14 protein-coding genes are annotated in these 20,478 nt (G+C 43.0%); 12 read left to right on the top strand and 2 right to left on the bottom strand.

The window, feature by feature from the left end; all coding sequences use genetic code 11:
* Positions 1–32: 32 nt before the first annotated feature.
* The 12 genes from V144x_RS14860 (at position 33) to V144x_RS14805 (ending at position 18,579) form a co-directional block, all read left to right on the top strand.
* Entirely contained in the window at positions 33–2,201 is a 2,169-nt protein-coding gene (locus V144x_RS14860; RefSeq protein WP_144985922.1) for an outer membrane protein assembly factor BamB family protein, read from the top strand.
* A gap of 37 nt (positions 2,202–2,238) precedes the next feature.
* Positions 2,239–3,093, top strand: a complete 855-nt coding sequence (locus tag V144x_RS14855) for an SIMPL domain-containing protein (RefSeq protein ID WP_197998438.1) — start codon at positions 2,239–2,241, stop codon at positions 3,091–3,093.
* 63 nt (positions 3,094–3,156) lie between these two features.
* Positions 3,157–4,200, top strand: coding sequence for a prenyltransferase/squalene oxidase repeat-containing protein (locus V144x_RS14850; RefSeq protein ID WP_144985920.1), 1,044 nt, complete (start codon positions 3,157–3,159; stop codon positions 4,198–4,200).
* A gap of 80 nt (positions 4,201–4,280) precedes the next feature.
* Positions 4,281–5,306, top strand: a complete 1,026-nt coding sequence (locus tag V144x_RS14845) for an AAA family ATPase (protein ID WP_144990916.1) — start codon at positions 4,281–4,283, stop codon at positions 5,304–5,306.
* Positions 5,284–6,276: a DUF58 domain-containing protein gene (locus V144x_RS14840; RefSeq protein WP_144990918.1), complete on the top strand. Its 993-nt coding sequence runs from the start codon at positions 5,284–5,286 to the stop codon at positions 6,274–6,276. The genes V144x_RS14845 and V144x_RS14840 overlap by 23 nt, the downstream gene beginning before the upstream one ends.
* A 29-nt stretch (positions 6,277–6,305) precedes the next feature.
* Positions 6,306–8,447, top strand: coding sequence for a BatA domain-containing protein (locus tag V144x_RS14835; protein WP_144985919.1), 2,142 nt, complete (start codon positions 6,306–6,308; stop codon positions 8,445–8,447).
* Positions 8,353–10,878: a vWA domain-containing protein gene (locus tag V144x_RS14830; RefSeq protein WP_144985918.1), complete on the top strand. Its 2,526-nt coding sequence runs from the start codon at positions 8,353–8,355 to the stop codon at positions 10,876–10,878. Before V144x_RS14835 ends, V144x_RS14830 begins: the two co-directional genes overlap by 95 nt.
* A 38-nt stretch (positions 10,879–10,916) precedes the next feature.
* Positions 10,917–13,103: a hypothetical protein gene (locus tag V144x_RS14825; protein WP_144985917.1), complete on the top strand. Its 2,187-nt coding sequence runs from the start codon at positions 10,917–10,919 to the stop codon at positions 13,101–13,103.
* A 77-nt stretch (positions 13,104–13,180) separates the two neighbouring features.
* Positions 13,181–14,641 (top strand): hypothetical protein, encoded by a 1,461-nt coding sequence (locus V144x_RS14820; protein ID WP_144985916.1) that lies wholly within the window; start codon positions 13,181–13,183, stop codon positions 14,639–14,641.
* Complete coding sequence (locus V144x_RS14815; protein ID WP_144985915.1) at positions 14,641–15,297, top strand: hypothetical protein; 657 nt, start codon at positions 14,641–14,643, stop codon at positions 15,295–15,297. Before V144x_RS14820 ends, V144x_RS14815 begins: the two co-directional genes overlap by 1 nt.
* 22 nt (positions 15,298–15,319) lie before the next feature.
* Positions 15,320–17,125 carry an NPCBM/NEW2 domain-containing protein gene (locus V144x_RS14810; protein ID WP_197998437.1) on the top strand — a complete coding sequence of 602 codons (1,806 nt, stop codon included), beginning with the start codon at positions 15,320–15,322 and terminating at the stop codon, positions 17,123–17,125.
* A 128-nt stretch (positions 17,126–17,253) separates the two neighbouring features.
* Positions 17,254–18,579 carry a hypothetical protein gene (locus V144x_RS14805; RefSeq protein ID WP_144985913.1) on the top strand — a complete coding sequence of 442 codons (1,326 nt, stop codon included), beginning with the start codon at positions 17,254–17,256 and terminating at the stop codon, positions 18,577–18,579.
* Between the two features lie 38 nt (positions 18,580–18,617).
* Here the strand turns inward: V144x_RS14805 and V144x_RS14800 are convergent, their stop codons facing one another.
* The gene (locus V144x_RS14800; RefSeq protein WP_144985912.1) at positions 18,618–19,622 is read right to left on the bottom strand and encodes a site-2 protease family protein; all 1,005 of its coding nucleotides are present in this window, start codon (positions 19,620–19,622) and stop codon (positions 18,618–18,620) included.
* Between the two features lie 180 nt (positions 19,623–19,802).
* The gene (pgsA, locus tag V144x_RS14795; protein WP_144985911.1) at positions 19,803–20,435 is read right to left on the bottom strand and encodes a CDP-diacylglycerol--glycerol-3-phosphate 3-phosphatidyltransferase; all 633 of its coding nucleotides are present in this window, start codon (positions 20,433–20,435) and stop codon (positions 19,803–19,805) included.
* Between the last annotated feature and the right edge of the window lie 43 nt (positions 20,436–20,478).

Raw genomic sequence — 20,478 nt, 5'->3', positions numbered from 1 at the left:
TAAACAGGCCATTCTCGATCTAAGGATGGGTAATGTTACGTATGAGTGCGCACTTTAAATTCTTTCAGTTAAAATTGGTCTGCTTCCATCTTTTTACCTGCATGGCACTTTGTGCCTCATTATCGATGGAGAAGCCACTTTGCGCCCAAATTATTTTTGCACAACCAGTTGCAGCAGAGGCCACCACTGTAAGCGATGCTGGCACTTCTCCCCATAAGATGCCGGGTTTTAGTATCTCAGTGGATGAAAAGAAACTGAATCTACTCGATGATTACGAGCGATATATACGGCATCAGATGTGGGAAAAGGCATTGTCCACATTGAAAGAATTGGCCGAAACGAAGTCAACTTCACCTTTACTACCAACCACAGATGGTTTTTTAGTCGATGCAGAACATCGTATCTGGTTGGCGATCACAGCATTACCAGCAGAAGGTCGTGAAGCCTTTCGTCTATTTTTTGATGGCAAGGCCAATAAGCAGTTTGAGGAATTATCGTCGGAAAGCGGATTTTTCGATCCCAAGGTCATTAGCAAGGCGAAAAACATCTATTCACAATACTTTTTGACATCGGTCGGAGATGATGTTGCTGAGTTGTTGGGAAATGATGCATTTGAACGCGGAGAATTTGCTCTGGCGGCACACTATTGGAAGTCAATTTTAGATCACCATCCCGATAGCAATCTGCCTGAAATTGATTTGAATGTCAAATTAGCGTTAGCTTTGATTCGAAGCCATCAGCTTGAACTCGCAGATGCTAACATACAATTAATCGCACAACAGTTCCCTGATAAAAAAATTATGATGGGAGGGCAATCGATAGATCCAGTCAGTTACTTGCAGTCGCTGATTACTGAAATGCCTGTGAAATCTCGGAATTCAGTTGAGCAGCCTGACACAAGTTTTGCTTCGTTAAAGCAACCTCTGAAACTACAGCAGACAAAAAATAAACCAAAGTGGAAGTTGTCTTTTCTGGACAAGAGTGTTGTGCAGGCCATCGCGAATTCCCAGTCGAACTATTATGGCAGAGGAAAATCATATATCACATTTGTTCCACCGATGGCTGTGGACTCAAAACGTGCGTACTTCAATTTTTATGGTGTTTGTTTTGGTGTCGATTTACAGTCAGGAAAATTGGTTTGGCGGAATTCGAAGTTTCAAACTTTGGGAACCCATTTCAATAATTATAGTTTTCATCAATCGAGTAGTTTGCAGCAATATCATATCAGCGTCAGTGGCGATTATGTTTTAGCTACGATGATTCCTCAAAAAGAAATGAATCACTATCGCGCGCGTTATCGATTGATGGCCTATCACAAAAAGACCGGTAAAGAATTTTGGACTTCGAACATTGGTAATGAAAGTTTTATTTCGAAACCTCTAGTTGATGGAGACCATATTTATATTATTTCTCATACCCAAAATAATAAGTTACTTACCTTAAACAGTCTTTCATTAAAAACGGGTAAAAAAGAGTGGTCGATTCCACTAGGTACTGTCGTTGCAGGCAATTCATCGCATGGCGTGCCTCTTATGCCAGTTCCATATTTACAAAAACAGGGTGACAACTTATTAGTGCTGACAAACAATGGAGCCTTATTCGAAATTGCGATTCCCCGAAAAACCGTAAACTGGGTCTTCCGCTATCCATATAAGGCAAGTCAACAGAATCAAAACTATTATTATGCTGCTATCAAAGAAGAAGTAGAATTGCACACTGATGGCCAGATGATTCGCGATCAGAATCTGGTTTATTTCAAAGAAGCAGGAGCAAATGAAGTATTTGCATTAGACTTGATTGCAAAAAAAGTAATTTGGAAGCGACCAGTTAAAGTCTCTGCTCAGATTGTGGGGATTGATCAGAACAATGTCTATCTTTTATCAAAAGAGTTAGAAGCCATTGACCGGAAAACACATCAGCTAAACTGGGCTGTTTCACTGCCGATTGCGGCGGGTGGATTAAGCGCACTCATTGCTCCAAAAGAAGTATTAGTATTTACAAGTCGCGGAATTTTTGAAATTTCAAAGGCAAATGGAGACATCAATCGTATCTATCGAGGAAGTGATTTGACGTCTCTTGGCGGTGCCATTGATTTTTGCAAAAACTTAGTGATTTGTGTTTCTAACCAGTCTGTCACTGCATACCCTGTCGAGACGAAACAGTCTCCTGATAATTCTGACATCAAAAAGTCAGTTCCTTGATCTCCAATTTGATATAAACTCACATATGGAATTTAATATGAGCGGCATGTCCAACTTGATTCAACGCTTTGTGACTCTCAATCTGGTTTTGTTCGTATGCTGGGGAGCAAATGTGCTTACAGTCTCTGCAGACGAAGCAAACGGTATTACCGTTGTCGGTATGGGCAGTATTGAGGCGAAACCTTCCGTTGTGGAGCTAACTGGAATGGTCATTGGGCAAGGTCAATTAGCAGGTGATGCGGTAACAAAATATCATGGCAATCGTCGTAGAGCAGAGACTGCTTTCAAAAATTTAAATATTCCAGGGCTCGAAATTGTTGAAGAAGGAATGTCTCTCTATTCTTCTTTAAATGCAAGTCAGATGCAGGCAATGATGCGTGGAATGGCTGTGAATAATACACAGTCTCAACAACTTTCCGTTTCGGAAATGATAAAAATTCGTTTAACGGGAATTGATAAATTAAGCTCGCAAGAACTGTTGGAAACGATTGTCAAGATTATCGATTCAGGTAAGGATGCAGGGGTGATTATCGGAAACGATACAACGCCGACTATACCTGGACAGTATAATCCATCCAAAGCCAGAAATACGATGGCGACTTTCAAAGTCACGAATGTAGGAAAGTTGAAAGAAGAAGCCTACCAGAAAGCAGTTCAAGATGCCAAAACACAAGCCGAAAAACTTGCCAAACTGACAGGAGTTAAATTAGGAAAAGTCGTTTCGATTAATGGAGATGGTGGTGTTCCAAAAAGTTCATCTGTGGTTTATTACCCTGGTTATAGTCGTAGCTCCATGACTGCAAGCACCGGGAAAAACGACGAGCAACCCTCCCCGCTTTTAAAAAAAATACCAATTTCAGTAGCAGTGCGTGTGACTTTTTCGATTGAATAATAAATTGGCAGTAGTCGGATCTTCCATTAAGCTAATAGTGAAAAACAGGAATCGAGGCGTCAAATGCGACTGATTCAGCAAGCAGCAATCCATTTCCTATGTATGCTTTTTCTTTGCGTTCCTGCTTTATTAAAAGCCGAAGAACTTTTACCTCGTCATATTACACCTGCTGCTGTGAAATCGATTAAACGAGGACTGGACTATTTGGCCAAGCAGCAAACTGCTGGAGGAAGTTTCCAAACCACTCAAGATGGCAGTACCTACCCAGTTTCGATGACCTCGTTAGCGGGCATTGCGTTTTTAGCAAATGGGAATACCACCAGCCGTGGTCCTTACGCAGATCAAGTACGAAAAGCAACAGAATATGTTTTGAGTCAAGCACAAGACAGTGGATTAATAGCCGCTGGTTCAGAAAATGGTCGTCCCATGTATGGGCATGGATTTTCACTTTTGTTTCTTTCCAGTGTGTTCGGCATGGAGACGGATGCTAAAGTTCGAGCACGAATTGCCAAAGTTGTGAAAGATGGAATCCAGTTAACTTCCTCAGGTCAAAGTCATTTAGGAGGCTGGATCTATACACCCGGAGGGGGTGATGAAGGAAGTGTTACTGTGACACAAATGCAGGGGCTCCGGGCAGCCCACAATGCTGGATTCACTGTGCCCAAAGGAACGATTCAAAATGCCGTCAGGTATCTGGAACTTTGCCAGACACCTGAAGGCGGGATTCGTTATTCCTATCATTCCGGAAACGATACGCGATTACCGATTTCGGCGGCCGCAATCACCTGCCTCTATTCTGCTGGCGAGTATGAATCTCCTTTAGCTGAAGAATGTATGGAATATGTCTATGGGCAATTCAAGAATCGAAAAAATGGTTTTCAGTCCGGCCATTATTTTTATTTGAACCTTTACGCCGCTCAAGCGTTTTATCAGGCAGGTGATGAATACTGGAATGCCTATTTTCCAGGTCAGCGGGACAGTCTGGTTAAGTCGCAAGTGTCAAACGGAAGCTGGAATGGAGATGGAGTGGGTCCAATTTTCGGGACTAGTGTGGCCTTAATCGTTATGCAACTACCCTACAAATATTTACCGATTTATCAACGTTGATTTTCTATCGATAGGAACCGGTCCTGTAAGACTGGTAGAACGGGGAGTGAATTTTGTCAGAAATCAAAACAGCACCAGATATGGTAGCTTTGGAAAAGCTCAAAGTTGCCCAGGAACGCATTCGCGAGCAGATCCGGACCGTTGTCATAGGTCAGGACGATGTGGTTGAACAATTATTAGTCAGTATTTTAGCTGGTGGCCATTGTATTCTGGAAGGAGTACCAGGACTGGCAAAAACATTGCTGGTTTCGACATTGGCTAAAAGTCTTTCACTGGAGTTTGGACGTATTCAGTTTACTCCTGACCTGATGCCAGCTGATATCACCGGAACGGATGTGATTTATGAAGACCGGGAAACTGGTAGCCGTGAATTCAAATTTATTGAAGGTCCGATTTTTACAAACCTTTTATTAGCAGATGAAATCAACCGGACACCTCCCAAGACTCAGGCTGCTTTGCTACAGGGAATGCAGGAAAAAAATATTTCGGCGGGGACAAAGCATTATCAACTTCCTCGTCCATTTTTTGTATTGGCAACACAAAACCCGATTGAGCAAGAAGGTACCTATCCTCTACCCGAAGCACAGTTAGACCGTTTTCTGATGAAAATCATTGTTGAATATCCTACGCGTGACGAAGAACGTTTGATCTACAAAACAGTAACTGGAGACGATTTAGTAGAGCCAGAAGCAACTTTAACAGGTGAAGAAGTACTGGAGCTGCAGCATTTGATCCGACGTGTGCCTATCAGTGATTTTCTAGTGGATTACACAATGGATCTGATCCGGGCAACGCGTTGTGATAGTGAAGATGCTCCCGAGTTTATTAATCGTTGGGTTCTTTGGGGGGCAGGCCCTCGTGGTGGTCAGTCTTTAATTTTAGCTGCCAAAGCGCGAGCCGCCTTGTACGGACGGCCTGAAGTTTCCGTCGAAGATTTACAGGCGGTATCCAAATCCGTTTTACGGCACAGAATCGTGTTATCTTATAACGCGGAATCAGAAGGCCAAACAGCAGATACAGTAATCGAAAAATTGATTGAGGAAACACCGTTACATCACAGCGAGGCAGGAAAGGATGGACAGTTTGAAAGAATACTTAAATCCTGAAATCGTCGGCCGAATCGCTGGGATTGGTTTTAAGACACGACAACCGGTCGAAGGTACGATTGCTGGTCTCCATCGGAGTCCTCTGCATGGTCTTTCCCCTGAATTTGCCGATTATCGAAGCTATACTCCTGGCGATGATTTGAAAAATCTGGATTGGAAAGCATATGCAAGATCTGATCGATTCTATATCAAACGCTTTGAAGAAGAATCGAATTTGCGTGCAGTCTTTATTATCGATTCTTCAAAGTCGATGTCTTACGGTGCACCTGCCTTTTCAAAATACGATTGTGCCGCCACGCTTGCTGTTTCACTCTCAGCAGTCTTATTAAAACAGAGGGACGCTGTTGGCTTGGCGATTTTGAATGATCAGGTTCAGGAAGACTTACGAACGGGAGGAACCCCCTCACATCTTGCAAAATTTATTGAAGTATTACAGCGAGTCCAATTGGCAGGAGAAACTGATATTGGCCCCGCTGTCTCGCAGGTCGCCGACCAGATCCATCGGCGGGGTGTGGTGATTGTCCTCTCTGACCTTTTGACTCCTTTAGACCCATTTTACGAATCTTTAGGCAAGCTTCAATATGCAGGGCATGAAGTGATTGTCGTACACATTCTACACCGGGATGAATTAGAAATGCCTTTCAAAGACTCTGTGATTTTTCGAGATATTGAAGGCGAAGAAGAAATTTTTGCGGAACCCTGGGCGTTTCATAAGGCATATCAGGCTGCTATGGAGCAATTCATTCAAGAATCACGACAACGTTGTCAATATTGTGGAATTGATTACTTGCAGGTTTTGACAGATGAGAATCTGGGGGCTGTGCTTAGTAACTATTTACACAACCGTCAGTATGCACCGTCAAAAACACATCGTGGGAGAATGTCATCACTCGGGAGTTCAATACATAAGGAACCACAAAGCGAAGACAATTCAGAACAATCCCCTGCCCCGGAAACGAAAACACTTTAGTATCCTGAAAGAAAGATTGAAATCAATTCATGCATTTTTTGGCCCCTTTATTATTGGCGGGAACGGTTTTAGCGACTGCTCCCATCATTATTCACCTGTTAAACCGGCGACGGTTTATCCGCGTGGATTGGGCGCCGATGGAATATCTGAAGCTGACACTAAAGACAAACAAACGTCGATTGCGAATCGAACAATGGCTCTTGTTGGCTCTGCGGACCTTAGCTGTGCTTGCACTATTTTTAGCTGTCGCTCGTCCTATTAGCTCAGGAACGAATCTGGCTGGATTCTTATCAGTGGAAGGTCGTGCCAGTCGCGTGATTGTGATTGATGATTCACTCAGTATGTCCTATCAAAATAGCTATCAATCTGCCTTTGAGCGGGCGAAAAACGCGACTAGACAGGTGTTAAATCAACTCGGTCCGCAAGATTCCGTTTCCGTCGTCCTGGCGTCAAATCCAGCTCAACCCCTGGTTCGAATGGCACACTTGGAAGAAAGCGAAAGTAACAAATTAATCTCACGCATCAATGAGTTATCAAGTTGCCAGATGGGTAGTCACTGGATATCAACATTTGAAGACATTGATCGCCAATTACAGGAATCCACATTTCCAGTCAAAGAAGTCATTATCATTTCAGATTTATGGGCCGCTGGTTGGACTGTAGAAGTGCGAGATTTATTTGATCGCTGGTCGCAGGAGCAAGTGACCGTAAGATTTATTGATATCGGAGAAGAACCTGCTGGAAATCGAGTATTACACTCTCTGGAATCAGAAAGCCGTATTGCGCTGGTAGATCAAGAATTCAAATTAACGGCGGTGATCCAAAATGCGGGTGAAGAACCACTCAAATCAGGTCAGGCACTTTTAACCGTGGATGGTAATGTCACTCCCGTAACATTACCGGAAATCCCTGCTGATAAAACAGTCAATGTCCCGGTCAGCGTACGTTTTGATCAGGCAGGACAACATGTCGTGACTCTTAGTATTCCCGCCGATAAGTTACTGGAAGACAACACGCAACGAAAAATTATCAATGTGCGTCAAATGGTTGATGTTGTGCTAGTCGATGGCGAACCCGGATTGAATCCGTTTGAAGGTGAGACCGATTTTCTGGCATTGGCTCTCTCTGCAGGGAATTCAAATTGGCAGGTGACTCAAGCAGAAAGCTCGAACTGGAAGTCACAGCTATTAACTGCACCGGATTTAATTGTACTAGCGAACGTCGATCAATTGTCGAAAGAGCGCGTCCAGGAATTGGAAGAACTGGTTTCGTTAGGTACAGGGCTGATGATCTTTGCCGGTGATCAACTCGATCTGGAGCTTTACAACGAACGGCTCTTCAAAGGCGGCAGAGGACTGTTGCCAGCTCAAATTGATAAAATACGAGATTTACAAACACAGGGACTGGTCATCGAACCGATTGCCGATTCGCCAATTGAAACCTTAAAAAGTTTGACACCAGAACTTCTGAGCAGAGTACGTCCGCGTCGTTTTGCTGATGTTTCTCTCGACCCAGGTACAGACCAGCAACAAGTGCGGGTTCTGGCGCGCTGGAACGATGCGCAACAATCTCCAGCTGTGCTTGAAAAACGCTTTGGTGAAGGCCGTGTTATCTTCTGGACGATCACAGCTGACAAAAGCTGGAGCGATTGGCCAGCGGAAGCCAGCTTTGTTTTGGCCATGCGTGTGGCAGCACAACAGATTGCCGCGGATATTCAGCGTGGTGAAAACCTGATTGCTGGGGAGCCTATCAATTACGAATTGGAAACGGTCACAGTACCTCAATCAGGGGACTTAAATTGGCTAGACAGAGAGGCCAGTTCGCTCGAAATTACATTTGGAAATATCGATGAAACAAAAACGATGTTAAGCTCTCCCGCTATTCGATTTTCAGGAGTAGCTGAAGCGACATGGCAGACGCCACAACTTGGTGAACAGTCACAGAAATTTGCCATCAACGCCAATGTAGAAGATTCGCTTCAAAAGAAATTAAATGAGCAGGCATTACAACAGTTTTTAGGACGAATGCCATTAAAGTTGATTCGTTATCAGGGGAAAGAAATGGATCTTTCTACAGATGGAACGGAGTTATGGCGTTATCTGGCAGTTCTATTACTGGGTTGTCTCATTTCGGAAAGTATGCTGGCGACTTGGATTGGTCGACGGCGTTAAACTGAGAGATTTAAAATTGAATAAATTTCTGGAATTTATGTTTGGCATTCAGTCTTCGTCCTGGACCGAAGGGGGGCACTGGTCCGCTCACTGGGTCGGTCTTCCTTCAGGGGACTGGATGCTGCTATTGATATTGGCATTTTTAGTACTACTCATCGGTGTCTGGTGGCTTTATAAACGCGATGCACAGCAAGTTCCGCTCCTTCGCCGCACCCTGCTTTATACAATTCGTATTTCTATTCTCTTCTTAGTGATTGCAATGTTGCTGGAACCGATTCTGGTTCTAAGCAAAGAAGAAAAAATTCCATCTCATTTGTTGGTCCTGCTGGATACCTCACATTCGATGTCGTTAAAAGACGCGTGGAAAGACGAAGCAAAAGCGACAGAAGTATCACGAAAGTTGGGAATGTCTGCAGATACAGATACGCTTCGAAATATGAATCGTATAGAACTCACTAAGAAACTGATTAATGAGTCATTTCTCAAATCGCTTTCTGCGGAGGGAACACGCACAATTCATTTGCACGAATTTTCAGATAAGTTTAATCCTGAATCATTGAAGGTTTCTGAGGAATGGAACGCGGGTGGCAATGCCACTGCTATAGCCAGCTCACTCAGACAGGCGCTGTTGTCCTATACGGGAATGCCCTTGTCGGGCGTCCTATTGGTGAGCGATGGACAGTCGACAGCTGGTGAGCCTCCCGAAGAGGTATTGCAGATGTTGTCTGACGAAGGAGTCCCCCTTGTGACTGTTGGTGTCGGAACCACCGATGGCCCCCGGAACGTGGCAATTAGCCAGGTGGAAGTGAGCCCGGTCGTTTTTGTACAAGATACAAATCAGTTGACGATTCACATTGAGTCACGGGGAATGGAGGCAGAGCCAGCGACTTTATTAATTGAACAACGCAGAAATGGCGGCCCCTGGCAGGAATTTTCGCGCGAAGACATCGTGTTGAACTTGGAAGGATCGTTACAGCCTCGAAATTATGAATTTAGTGAGACAAAGACGGGGAAACTCGAATTTCGTGCCAAGATCATGGATACAGGACCGGAAATCTCACAAGATGATAATCTGGCATCTGCTGAAGTACGTGTGATTCGTCAGCGATTAAATGTACTGTTTATTGCCGGTTCTACCTTTCCTGAAGTTCAATTTTTACGTAATACATTTCTCCGAGATCGACAGATCAATTTGTCATCCTGGCTGATGGCTGCTGACAAAACGTACGAACATCCAGGAGATTTACCCATCCGTCGGCTTCCTGTCACTCAGGCAGAGCTCAACGATTATGACTGTGTGGTCTTGTACGATCCCGATCCGACCCAGTGGCCAGTGAATTTCCCTGAATTATTAAGTAATTTTGTGACGAAAGCGGGTGGAGGTCTTGTTTATATCGCGGGAGAAATGCAAACAGCGCAGATGTTTGACCGGCAATCAGACCCTTCTTTGAACTGGTTGAATCTACTGCCTGTGATCCGAGAACCGGGGCTGTTCCGTTCTCAGGTGCAAATACGATTGAGTGCCCGCTCTCCCTGGAAATTAGATGTTACCGATCAGGGATTTCAGGATCCTATATTTACATTTTCGAGCGACAGTCAAGCAAACGAAGAAGTATTAAAAAATCTGCCAGGTATGTTTTGGCATTTTCCTGTCACAAAGGCAAAACCCGGGGCAACGGTGCTAGCCGTGCATGCAGATCCCCGTATGAGGAATGAATATGGTCAGGAAGTGTTAATTGCTTCTCAACGCGTGGGACCTGGCTGGTCAATTTTTATCGGTTTTGACAGTACCTACCGTTGGCGATATCTGGACGAACAGTTTTTTGATGGATTCTGGGCACGCGTGATTGATCGGGCTGGTCGCAGTAAACAGCTGGGTGGTAATTATCCTTTTCGACTTTCCACGCCTCAGTCAACATATCAGCCTGGCAGTCAGGCGAAGATCATTGCCCGTTTTCTGGATGAATCACAAATGGAACCTGGCCTGCAAAGATTGTATGGTGATGTAGAACGGGGTGATGATCAGCCGATTCCTTTGACTTTAACCGCGGGAAACAAAGCTGGCGAATTTTCTGCAACCTTTCCGGTACCTCAGCCTGGAACATATTTTGTCCGAGTCTGGTTAGGAGACGAAGCCGCTGGAGCAACAGTAAAAACTGCTACGCTTCCGATTAAAGTGGAATTTCCCAATAAAGAGCTGGAGAACCCCGCATTGGATGAAGCATTTTTACAGACAATGGCAGTTTCTACAGGAGGTCGTGTTTATCAACTGTCTGAAGCAAATGAGATTGTTGATGCCTTTAAAATCAAGCAGGTCTCGCGCTTGCTTGAACAACGGCAGGAGATCTGGGATGCCCCGCTGTTTTATATTTTGATTTTTGGTTTACTGGTTACCGAGTGGATTATGAGGAAGTGGTGTCGCCTCATTTAGGTAGGTCTCAAATGAGCAGCCTCTGGAGTTAATGTTATATGTCCAGCATTGAACGGCCTGAAGAATTCAAATCGTTCCAAAATACGATTTCTCAAAAACTGGAAGTCGTCGCTGGTTCATTGCGCCGTCATACGGTCCTCGAAGCAACCGCTCGAGTACTAATAGCCATTTTAGCGCTAGCTTGTTTCTCTTTGTTCTTTGATTGGTGGCTAGAGCTGAGCCTGATAACTCGCGTGCTCTATTTTCTTATGGGATTAAGTGCTGTAGGCTATCTGATTTATCGCTATGTGTTTTTGCCCCTCAAAGTCTCACTTACACCAATTGAAATTGCGAATCTGATTGACCAATCAAAGAAAGTCTCAGCTGAACAGGCAATTGCGCCACGTGTGGCCAGTGTGCTGCAATTGCCAAATCACCTGATGGAAGCAGAACAGTCACTGCCGATGATTGAACAGGCCGTGCAGCATAATTATCGGCAGCTCAGTCACTATCCTTTTCAGGAATCGATTGATCCACGCCATACCAGAAATTGTCTGTTGGCTTTGCTGGTTACATTTTTGCTGCCAGCCTGTTTTGTTCTTGCCCTTCCAGATACTGCCAGGTTATGGGGACAACGCTGGCTGCTTGGTTCGAATGAACCATGGCCGCGCGATACTCAATTGACTGTTGTGGGGTTGGAAGAGGGGCAATGGGTGATCCCACGGGGTGAAACAGCAACTTTGCAAGTTCATGCAGATGATGCTGGGGAAACGACGGAAAGTGTGTGGCTGCACCTTCAAGGCAAAGATGGAGAGAGCGAAACGATCACGATGAATCGCTTTCAGACTGGCGATTTTCGATATGAACTTCCTCCTTTACAACTTCCGGTCGAAGCCTATGCCTGGGGAGGTGATGATGAGACGGAATCATTTCAAATTATTCCTATTGACCGTCCCCGAATAACGGATTTGAAGATTATAGCGACGCATCCTCGTTTATCAGAACCATTTGTGTCTCATTTCTCTGCCAGTGAGGGAAATGTCAGGTTACTGCCACATTCAGAGGTGGTGCTGGAATTAACAACAAACGTGAAAGTACGCCAAATTGACGTTGATTCTGAGGACGTTTCGTTACAATGGGTGAAAACAGATGACACGCATTTTAAGACAAAATGGTCCCATAAGAAGCCTGTAAACTTCAAGTTGATATTGCAGTCTGCGGAACACGATATCAATTCGCATCCGAGGCCTGTTTCTATAGGAGTGCAGCCGGATCGTAGTCCTCGATTGAGTTTTCGCTATTCAGGAGTACGACAGCGTATAACAGCAAAAGCAACTATTCCATTTTCCTTGATTGCCCAAGATGATTTTGGAATTCGTTTGGTCAATATGACATCGATGATTCCTCTATCGGGAGTTACAACTAAGACGGATCAAGAAGTAGCACCAAAGGCAGAAGAACTGGAGTTTGGAGGAACAAAAAGTACAGACCAGTCGAAAACAGAAGTTAAAAGTAAATACCCTGTGTATGGTCCTGCAGAACCCGCAGTGGAAACCGTAATTGATGAAGAAAAACAGGTTTCGATAGCAGAGATGAAATTGAATCCAGGGGCGGTAATCACCTTTCAAAGCCATGCAGAAGATAATTGTTATACCGGAGTACAAAAAACAAGTTCGAGGCAGTTAGTCTTTCGGATAGTGAAACCGGAAGAACTTTTTCGGGAAATTTTGTTGCGTCAACAACAACTACGATCGCGCCTTCGAAAGACACGAGATCAAGTAGAGGCTTTACGAGACCAATTGAAACTGGCTAATAGTCTGGAACAGGCCGCTGATTGGATGCGGATGCACCAACTGGCACGTCGCGAAGTCGGTCAGGTTAGTCATGCTTTGAATGGATCTGTGGATGAAATGAAACTGAACCAGCTCGGAGGCGAAGAAACATATCAGTTAATATCGCAAACCGTGCTTCGACCATTAGAAAATTTACATCAACGCGAAATGGAGCAGCAAAGACAATCGCTTGAAACATTGCGTAGTAAGTCTCCTGAGTCAATGGAGCAAATGACAGCTCGACAGGACGAAATTCTGAAGTCATTGGATAAAATATTAAACAATATGGCGCAGTGGGATAGTTTTATTGATGTTGTGAATCAATTGAACGCCGTCATTAAGCTGGAACAACTCGTCAAAGATAAAACAGAAGAACTGAAGAAGAAACAGGTTGATTCCATTTTTGATAAGTAAAACAAGATTACAGGCAGTCGGTTTCCGGCTGATTACCATTCGGTTTTAATAAACCACCTGTTAGGGAGACGCGGGATATGTGGAAGAAACAAACATTCAATTGTTTAGGATTAATGCTAGCCGCGGTGGCGATTGGACTCATTGCATCCGTCAATGCTGCAGAAAAGGCAGAAACAACTTCAAAATCTGCGAGTAAAACAAGTAAGGTGAAAGTTCCTCCGCAGCAGCGGATTCAATTTGAGCAGGAAAAAGCGAAAGCACATATGGGAGAACTGGAAGAGCGTATGTTCCGACTCTCCAAGCTGATTCGTGACTCACAACCAGAGGATGCAGCGCGGCTTTTAATGGGTCTCCGCAAAGCACGGGAACATCTAATTTTGGATCGTATGGGCGAGGCATCGAAGTTGTTGGATGATCTGAAATTAGACCAAGCCAGTAAAGAACAGAAGGAGATTCTGGTATTACTGGAAGAACTCAAGAAACTGCTGTTAACTGCGGATATTGGTTTGGAATTGAAACTGGAGCAGTTAAGGAAGTTGATTGAATCGCGAGAGACACTTAGTAAGCTACTCAAAAAAGAAGAATTACAGCTTTCAAATACACTAGATCAACAAGCAAAAAAAGATAATAAGAAAAAACTCGCAGCTCTTAAAACCAGCGAACAACGAAATCAGAAATCTGCTGAAAATCTGGAACAATTACTCCGTGAGTATGGGGCTGCATCCAAAGGCATTTGCCAATCACTCGCGGGCGCTGGCAAATGTATGGGTGGTGCTTGTAAAAAATTAGGAGAGTCAAAACCAAAGCCCGCTTCTAAAGAACAAAAAAAAGCGATCGAACAACTTAGCAATGCGGAAAAGGAAACGAAAAAACTTGAAGAACAGCTTCGTAAAGAAGTTGAATCACTTGCACGGCAACGGGTGATGGACCAATTACAAGACATGATTACTCAGCAAAAACAGGTCCGTCAGGTCACGACCAAACTACAAGATCGAGTTGCACAGAAGCAGAAACAAGCACTCGTTTCTGTTAGACGGTTATCGAATTCGGAAGAAAAGATCATTAACCTCTGTTCGGAATCCATTGAGCTTTGTGAATTAACGCGCTTTAGTATGGTGTTGCCAGTTGCGTTAGGGGCGGTGCGAGAACAAATGGAATTGGTCAATGAAGGCTTACTTCGAAGCCAAGCCGATAAAGAGATGATTGCCGATCAACAACAAATTGAAGAAGACCTTCAAGCATTACTTGATGCAATGATCGAAGCCTCTCGACCATCTAATAAACAAGGTGGTCAATGCAAAGGTTGCAAAGGTAATAAAAACAAATTATTGGCGGAAGTAAAGATGTTGCGCTGGATGCAGTATTCAGTTCATCAGCGGACCCAAAATCTGGACAAACTCATCGACCAGAAAAAAGTCTCAGAAACAGCAGCAAAAGAACGAATCGAACTGCTTTTAATTCGACAAAAAGAAATCGACACAGTTACCGGACGGTTACACAGTCTGACCTGTCCTCATTGTCTGTCAGGAGGTCAATAATGAATAAATCAACTTTAATTATAATAAAAACTTTTGTATGCATAGCACTCTCACTTTTGTTTTGCGTGAATTCTATTTTCATTAATCAGAATGTTTTTGGTGATGAAAATGGTTCAAAATCAGCCAAAGGTGCAATCGAAGCGGCCAAGCCAAAAACAACATCTGGAAAGGCAGTGCCGGTTCAGCTGCCACCAAAGAAAGACTTATTATCTCTCGTTCGGGATGATGCCTGGTTAAAAGATCCATTCAAAAATATTCAGACCGACGTGAAGTCTGTCATCAATGATTTTGATAAAGGTCAAACAAAGCAGCCTGTAAAGACAACACAGCCACGAATTATCACACGCCTGGATACATTAATTGAAATGTTGGAAAAATCATGTAAAGGTGGTGGAGCAGCAGGATCGAATCCAACTCGTCCCGCAAATTCTTCGACATTGGCAGGTGGTCCTGGTGGTCAGGGGAAATTGAAAGCGCCTGATAAAAAAGGGAGAAATTGGGCTGATCTCACTCCCAAACAACGCGAAAAAATCCTTCAGTCCCGTACGGAAGGATTTCCACCGGGTTATGAAGATATCCTCGCAGACTATTTTCGTCGCTTAGCCCGGAATCAGACAGTAGAAAAAAATAAAACCTCTTCTGAGAAACAAGAGTAAGTCAATGTTTTTGAAGATTTCGATGAATCAAATTAGTCGCCTGATTCCCATGGTGGGATACACTCTATCTATTACTATTTGTTCTTCAGTTTTTGCAGATCAGATCATTCTCTATGATGGGAAGAAAATCTCAGGCGAGATTCGTTCGATTGATTCAAAATCAATGACGGTTCAAGTAGGTAATTCATCAAAAAAGATAAATATATTTGACGTGACATCCTATGATTTTATACAACCTGCCCTACCGAAGGATATGAGTCAATTATTGATTGATGGAGAAAAACCTAGTTATTCAAAAGGACCCCGAACTGGAAAAGTAAAACTGAGGAAAGGATTTCATCGTTTCACACTTCCCTACTATCATACTGTGGGGTTTGCAAAACTGAATATTTCGATGTCAGGACCGAATATAAAAAAAGCTGCTGTACCACAGGGAATGTTATATCGTGTCGATGACAAAGTTCGGGCGATTCCTTCCCAAAAATATCAAGTCGATAAAGAGGGTTATCGTCTTCCATTAGAAATTAAGAAAGCGCAATCTAGTATTGCTTATCGATTAATGGAGTGGAAGCCGCCTAAAACAGTGAAATCTATTCATGATTTGAAATATATTCCTGTTAAAAAATACGGAACGATTCCTCGTCTGGCATTACTGACACGCCGCAGTGCGATCCATTTTGGGTTTGTTTACGAAGGATTACTCCGTATTACAAAAGATGGAGAGTATACATTCTATATTGAAACGGACAAAAACAGTAAGGCGAAATTTTTTGTCGGTGCTTATCCCAGAGAGCTTTACAATCAAGCTAAAAGTAGAAAACACTCTGGTTGGCGAGTTACTTTTTCTCAACAGGGTGAATTAACAGGAAACATCACAGCCTGGACCAAAGACGAAGCCACTTTCCGATTTCAAGTGGCTGATAAAGAAATCGATGTTGCATTAAAGCCAGAAGCACTACATGAACTTTGGAAGATCCAGACTGATAAGAAAAAAAACTGGAGAGCAGATCGAAAAGGTGAGTCAAAGGTGGAAGATTCAGCGTATGTATTGACAAAAGATGGCAATGTGCACCGTGTTTCAGGTGAGGTGATAGGCGTAAAAGAACAAAGTTTGCTTTTTAAGTATCAGGAGCAGGAACGCGAAGTGAACCTGGATCGGATCGTGGGTTTGGTTCTGCATAAAAATCGACTTAAAAAAGAATCCTCTCTTTTATTACGAAGCGTGGTCAGCGTGACTGGGGGATCGAAAATTCCAGGAGAAGTTTCTTTTGATAAAGGATCGGACGTATGCATTAAGATGCCGTGGGGGAATCAACTCTCTCTCTCCAAAGCGAACATTGCAGGCATTAAGACGGTCAATGCGCGCTCAGTTCCTTTGACAGAGCTGATACCTCAGTCTGTTGAACAGGTTCCTTTCTTCAATCAGACTTATCCTTTTCAAGTGAACAAGTCGTTCTCTGGCCTTCCTCTCCAGATTGGAAAGAAAGTATTTCAAAAAGGATTATGTGTGCATTCTAAAACGAAGTTAGTTTATTCATTGGGAAAGAATTTTGAGCGGTTCCATTCTACAATAGGTCTCCAAAATGGTTCTGGACATCTTGGAAATGTTGATGTGACGATTACAGCTGATGGTAAAACGATTTATGAAAAGAAAGAATTTACTATTACAACTAAGCAGGAACCGCTCAGCCTGGATATCACCGGTTGCGAAACATTAACTTTGACTGTTGATTTCGGAAAAGGGCAGAATGTGGGAGACCGTTTTGTTTGGGGGGACCCCAAGCTAATCCGAGCAACTCCAAAAGAATTGACAGCTGTTAAAAATTAAACGAAGACTGTTTTATGAATCATCTCCATTCAAATATGAAAATACTACAACCTGGATCACAGCTTTTTTTGAACCCCCTGAGTAAATGTTTGCAGTTGATACTGACTGTCTGTATTGCTTGCTGTTTTTTGAGCATAAACAAACTGGTAGCTGGTGAACCAGAGAAAAAGAAACAGAAAATTTCTCAATTGATCGTCCGGGATGTCAATGTGTTTCTTGCTTCAGCGCATGGTAAAAAACTAAATGATGCTACTTTATTTCGTTCTACTACGCCCGGTTATATGTTATCTCGCAGATTGAGCGCAGACTCAAGTGAAAGTAGTAAGCCTGCACCATTAGGCCTCATCACATTTGAAGGTCCGGCTGTGAGAGATATTGATGTACTCATTGAATTTCCTTCTGGTCGTTTTTTATCACATTGGCCAACAGCACGGATTCAATCAAAACGAATTTACTGGCGATCTCAAAATTTGTTAAATGATGCTCAGCCCAGTATGAACGTGGCAGAACAACATTGGCTTCACCATTTGCAAAATTGTGATCGGCTGTTTGTAAAAGGTCTCGATAAGACGGAACGTTTTATTTTATATGATGTTGAATTAAATCATGTGCCACGCATTGTTCTGAGTCAGACTAAAGATGACACATTTCAAATTCAGAATAGTCAAGCATTTCCATTACAGCATGTTACTATTCTTCAACCTTCAATGGAAAAAGAGGCTTGGAAGTTAGCCTCGATTGAACAGATCCCCGGTGTTAAAAAAGAAAAGAAGAATCTAGATAGTAAATCAAATAAAACAGTGAAATCAAAAGTTGTTGACCCACTCTCAGATGAAAATCTGAAAAGTAAAGCAAAAGAAAAAAAAGCAAACCAATTGGCTGTATTGGGTGGCCAATTACGGGCGATTGGTGCACTTCCTGCATTGGCAAAATCGACTGCCAAACCATCAGCCAAAACGAAAGCAAAAGCTCCGACAGCGAAAAATGTTCCAGCGATCAAAGTTCCTTATTCTGAAGATGTGTCTTTACCGCAAGAAAACATTCTGAATGTCTGGGAGAAAAAATTAAAAAAATTAGGTCTGGGAAAACCAGAAATAACACATGTACTGAATATTTTAAAACAGCATGCGTTTCGTAAAGATCAGGCGACCATAGTCTATTGTATGGATGAAGGGTACCTCGACAAGATTATGCCACTTGAAATTACTCCGTTCCCGGATGTTGTCCGCCGGGTCGCAATTGTAATAATGTTGGACGCTGATCCTGCATTACAAAAACGAATTGATCAATTAATTGCCCAATTGGGAGACACAAACTGGGAGCAACGCGAAGCTGCTCAGAAAAAACTCGAGGAGTATGGAAAAGCGGCACAAAACCAATTGCAGAAGGCCATCAAAAATAAAGATCTGGAGATTGTCTTTCGCGCAGAGCAAATTCTGAGTAAGCTCAAATGATTTTGTTTTAGGCTTAATTCAGAACCAGAGTATTCGCTTTAATGAAAAATAATCGGTGTGACGGTAAAGCCGATGACAAAAAATGCAAGCGTGAGCCAACCGATTATAATACGCGTTGTCCCCAAAGGGACTGAGTCGTCGGCTGTAGGAGGATGAGTGATACCAAAAAAGACTAGTAAAAGTATCAGTAGAGAATATCCAAACTCTTGATTATAAGTCATGTAGATAATTGCGGTGATCAAAAATAATCGTGCTACAAAGTTCGCTTTTTTGCCAATGAGCATATAGAGAATGTGACCTCCATCAAGCTGGCCTATAGGAAGCAAGTTTAATGCAGTGATAAAGATGCCAACCCAACCAGCAAATAACATTGGATTTAACACAACTTCCTGATTTTCTGCCAGTGGTCCATGAACCAGTGTGATCATCCATTTTAGGATTAATGGTTCTCCGTAACTGTAACTTCCTGCCAAATGACTTGTAGTGCTGATCGTAGAATTAAGAGTTCCCCAGTAAGCAAATGGAATTGCGAAGACGAGCCCAGCAAGGGGGCCTGAAACGGCGATATCAAACATTTGTTTTCGGTTGGCGATACCTCCACGCTGCAGGATAACAGCGCCCATCGTGCCAAAAGGGCTCATCGGCATTGGAATAAAAATTGGATGTGTGGCAGGTATACCATAACGCCTGGATTGCAAATAATGCCCCATTTCATGTGATAGCAGAATCAACATGACTGGACCCGCATAACAAAATCCACGAAATGCAAATGTTTCCCAACCGATTTCTTGAATGTAGCGATATAACTCAGCGAATTGGGCAGGCACAGGTACAAAAGGATTATGGCTTAATCCGCCCACAATAAAAGTACTCAAACAAGTAAGAACAAAAAGGACAAGTGGTACCTTACTTTGCGGTTTAGGCATATGCGGCTGTGAAGATGGATTACGAGGAGAAATATTCTTGACTTCCGTCTGGTAGTCACTGGGTTGGACAATAATGACATGATCTGATGGAAGTTGTGGGTTGTTTGCGTCTACCATAAGCCTGGATCTAAAAAATAGATATTTATATGATCGGGATGTCGTATTTTATACTTTCAACTCGTCTAAGTTGAGTCGAAATTCCTCTTGATTTCGACGAATTTTGCCAATGAATCATCGAATTACTGAAAACATGAAGTTCGAACTCAGTTTATCTTTGAATAGCTGTACGAGTAAGATTTATCTGAGAGGTGACTGTCGGAGCATTCTCGCTGCCCGTAAAACATAATCAACGCCACTATAGATGGTGATAATTCCAGCTGACCAGATAGAAATATCTCGAAGCAGAATAAAGCTGGAAGTATTAAATGGAGATTCAGGGCTTAACGAAAGCAGACTGAAAATTACTGCGATACATTGTACTCCCATTTTGATTTTACCGCTCCAACTCGCGGAAAAATCTCGTCCATGTTGTTCAAGAAAACCACGTAGACTGGTAATAAACATTTCCCGTCCAATGATGATTAATACAAACCATGCATTGATACCAGAAGCAGGGCCACGTTCTAACAAAAAAATGAATGCGCCACAGATAATGATTTTATCTACAAAAGGATCAAGAATACGACCAAGAGTTGTGACCTGATTGTATTTTCGGGCGAAATAGCCATCCAGAAAGTCTGTTGCAGCGGCAATGATAAATAGTATTGCGGATGTCTTCCACCAACCTTCCAGATAAATCATCACAAACAGAACCAGTGCCAATAAAAGTCGACTAATGGTGATCAGATTGGGTAGATTCCAGACTTCCGGTCCCAATAATTCAGTACCTTCGGTCTTATTTCCGGAGTGATTATCCGATGCTGAATTCATGTTGCTTAAAATATTAAGGAGAATATAACCAAAAAATTATAAC

This window comes from Gimesia aquarii (assembly GCF_007748195.1).
Lineage (GTDB): Bacteria > Planctomycetota > Planctomycetia > Planctomycetales > Planctomycetaceae > Gimesia > Gimesia aquarii.
This window is presented reverse-complemented; position numbering and strand designations above follow the sequence as displayed.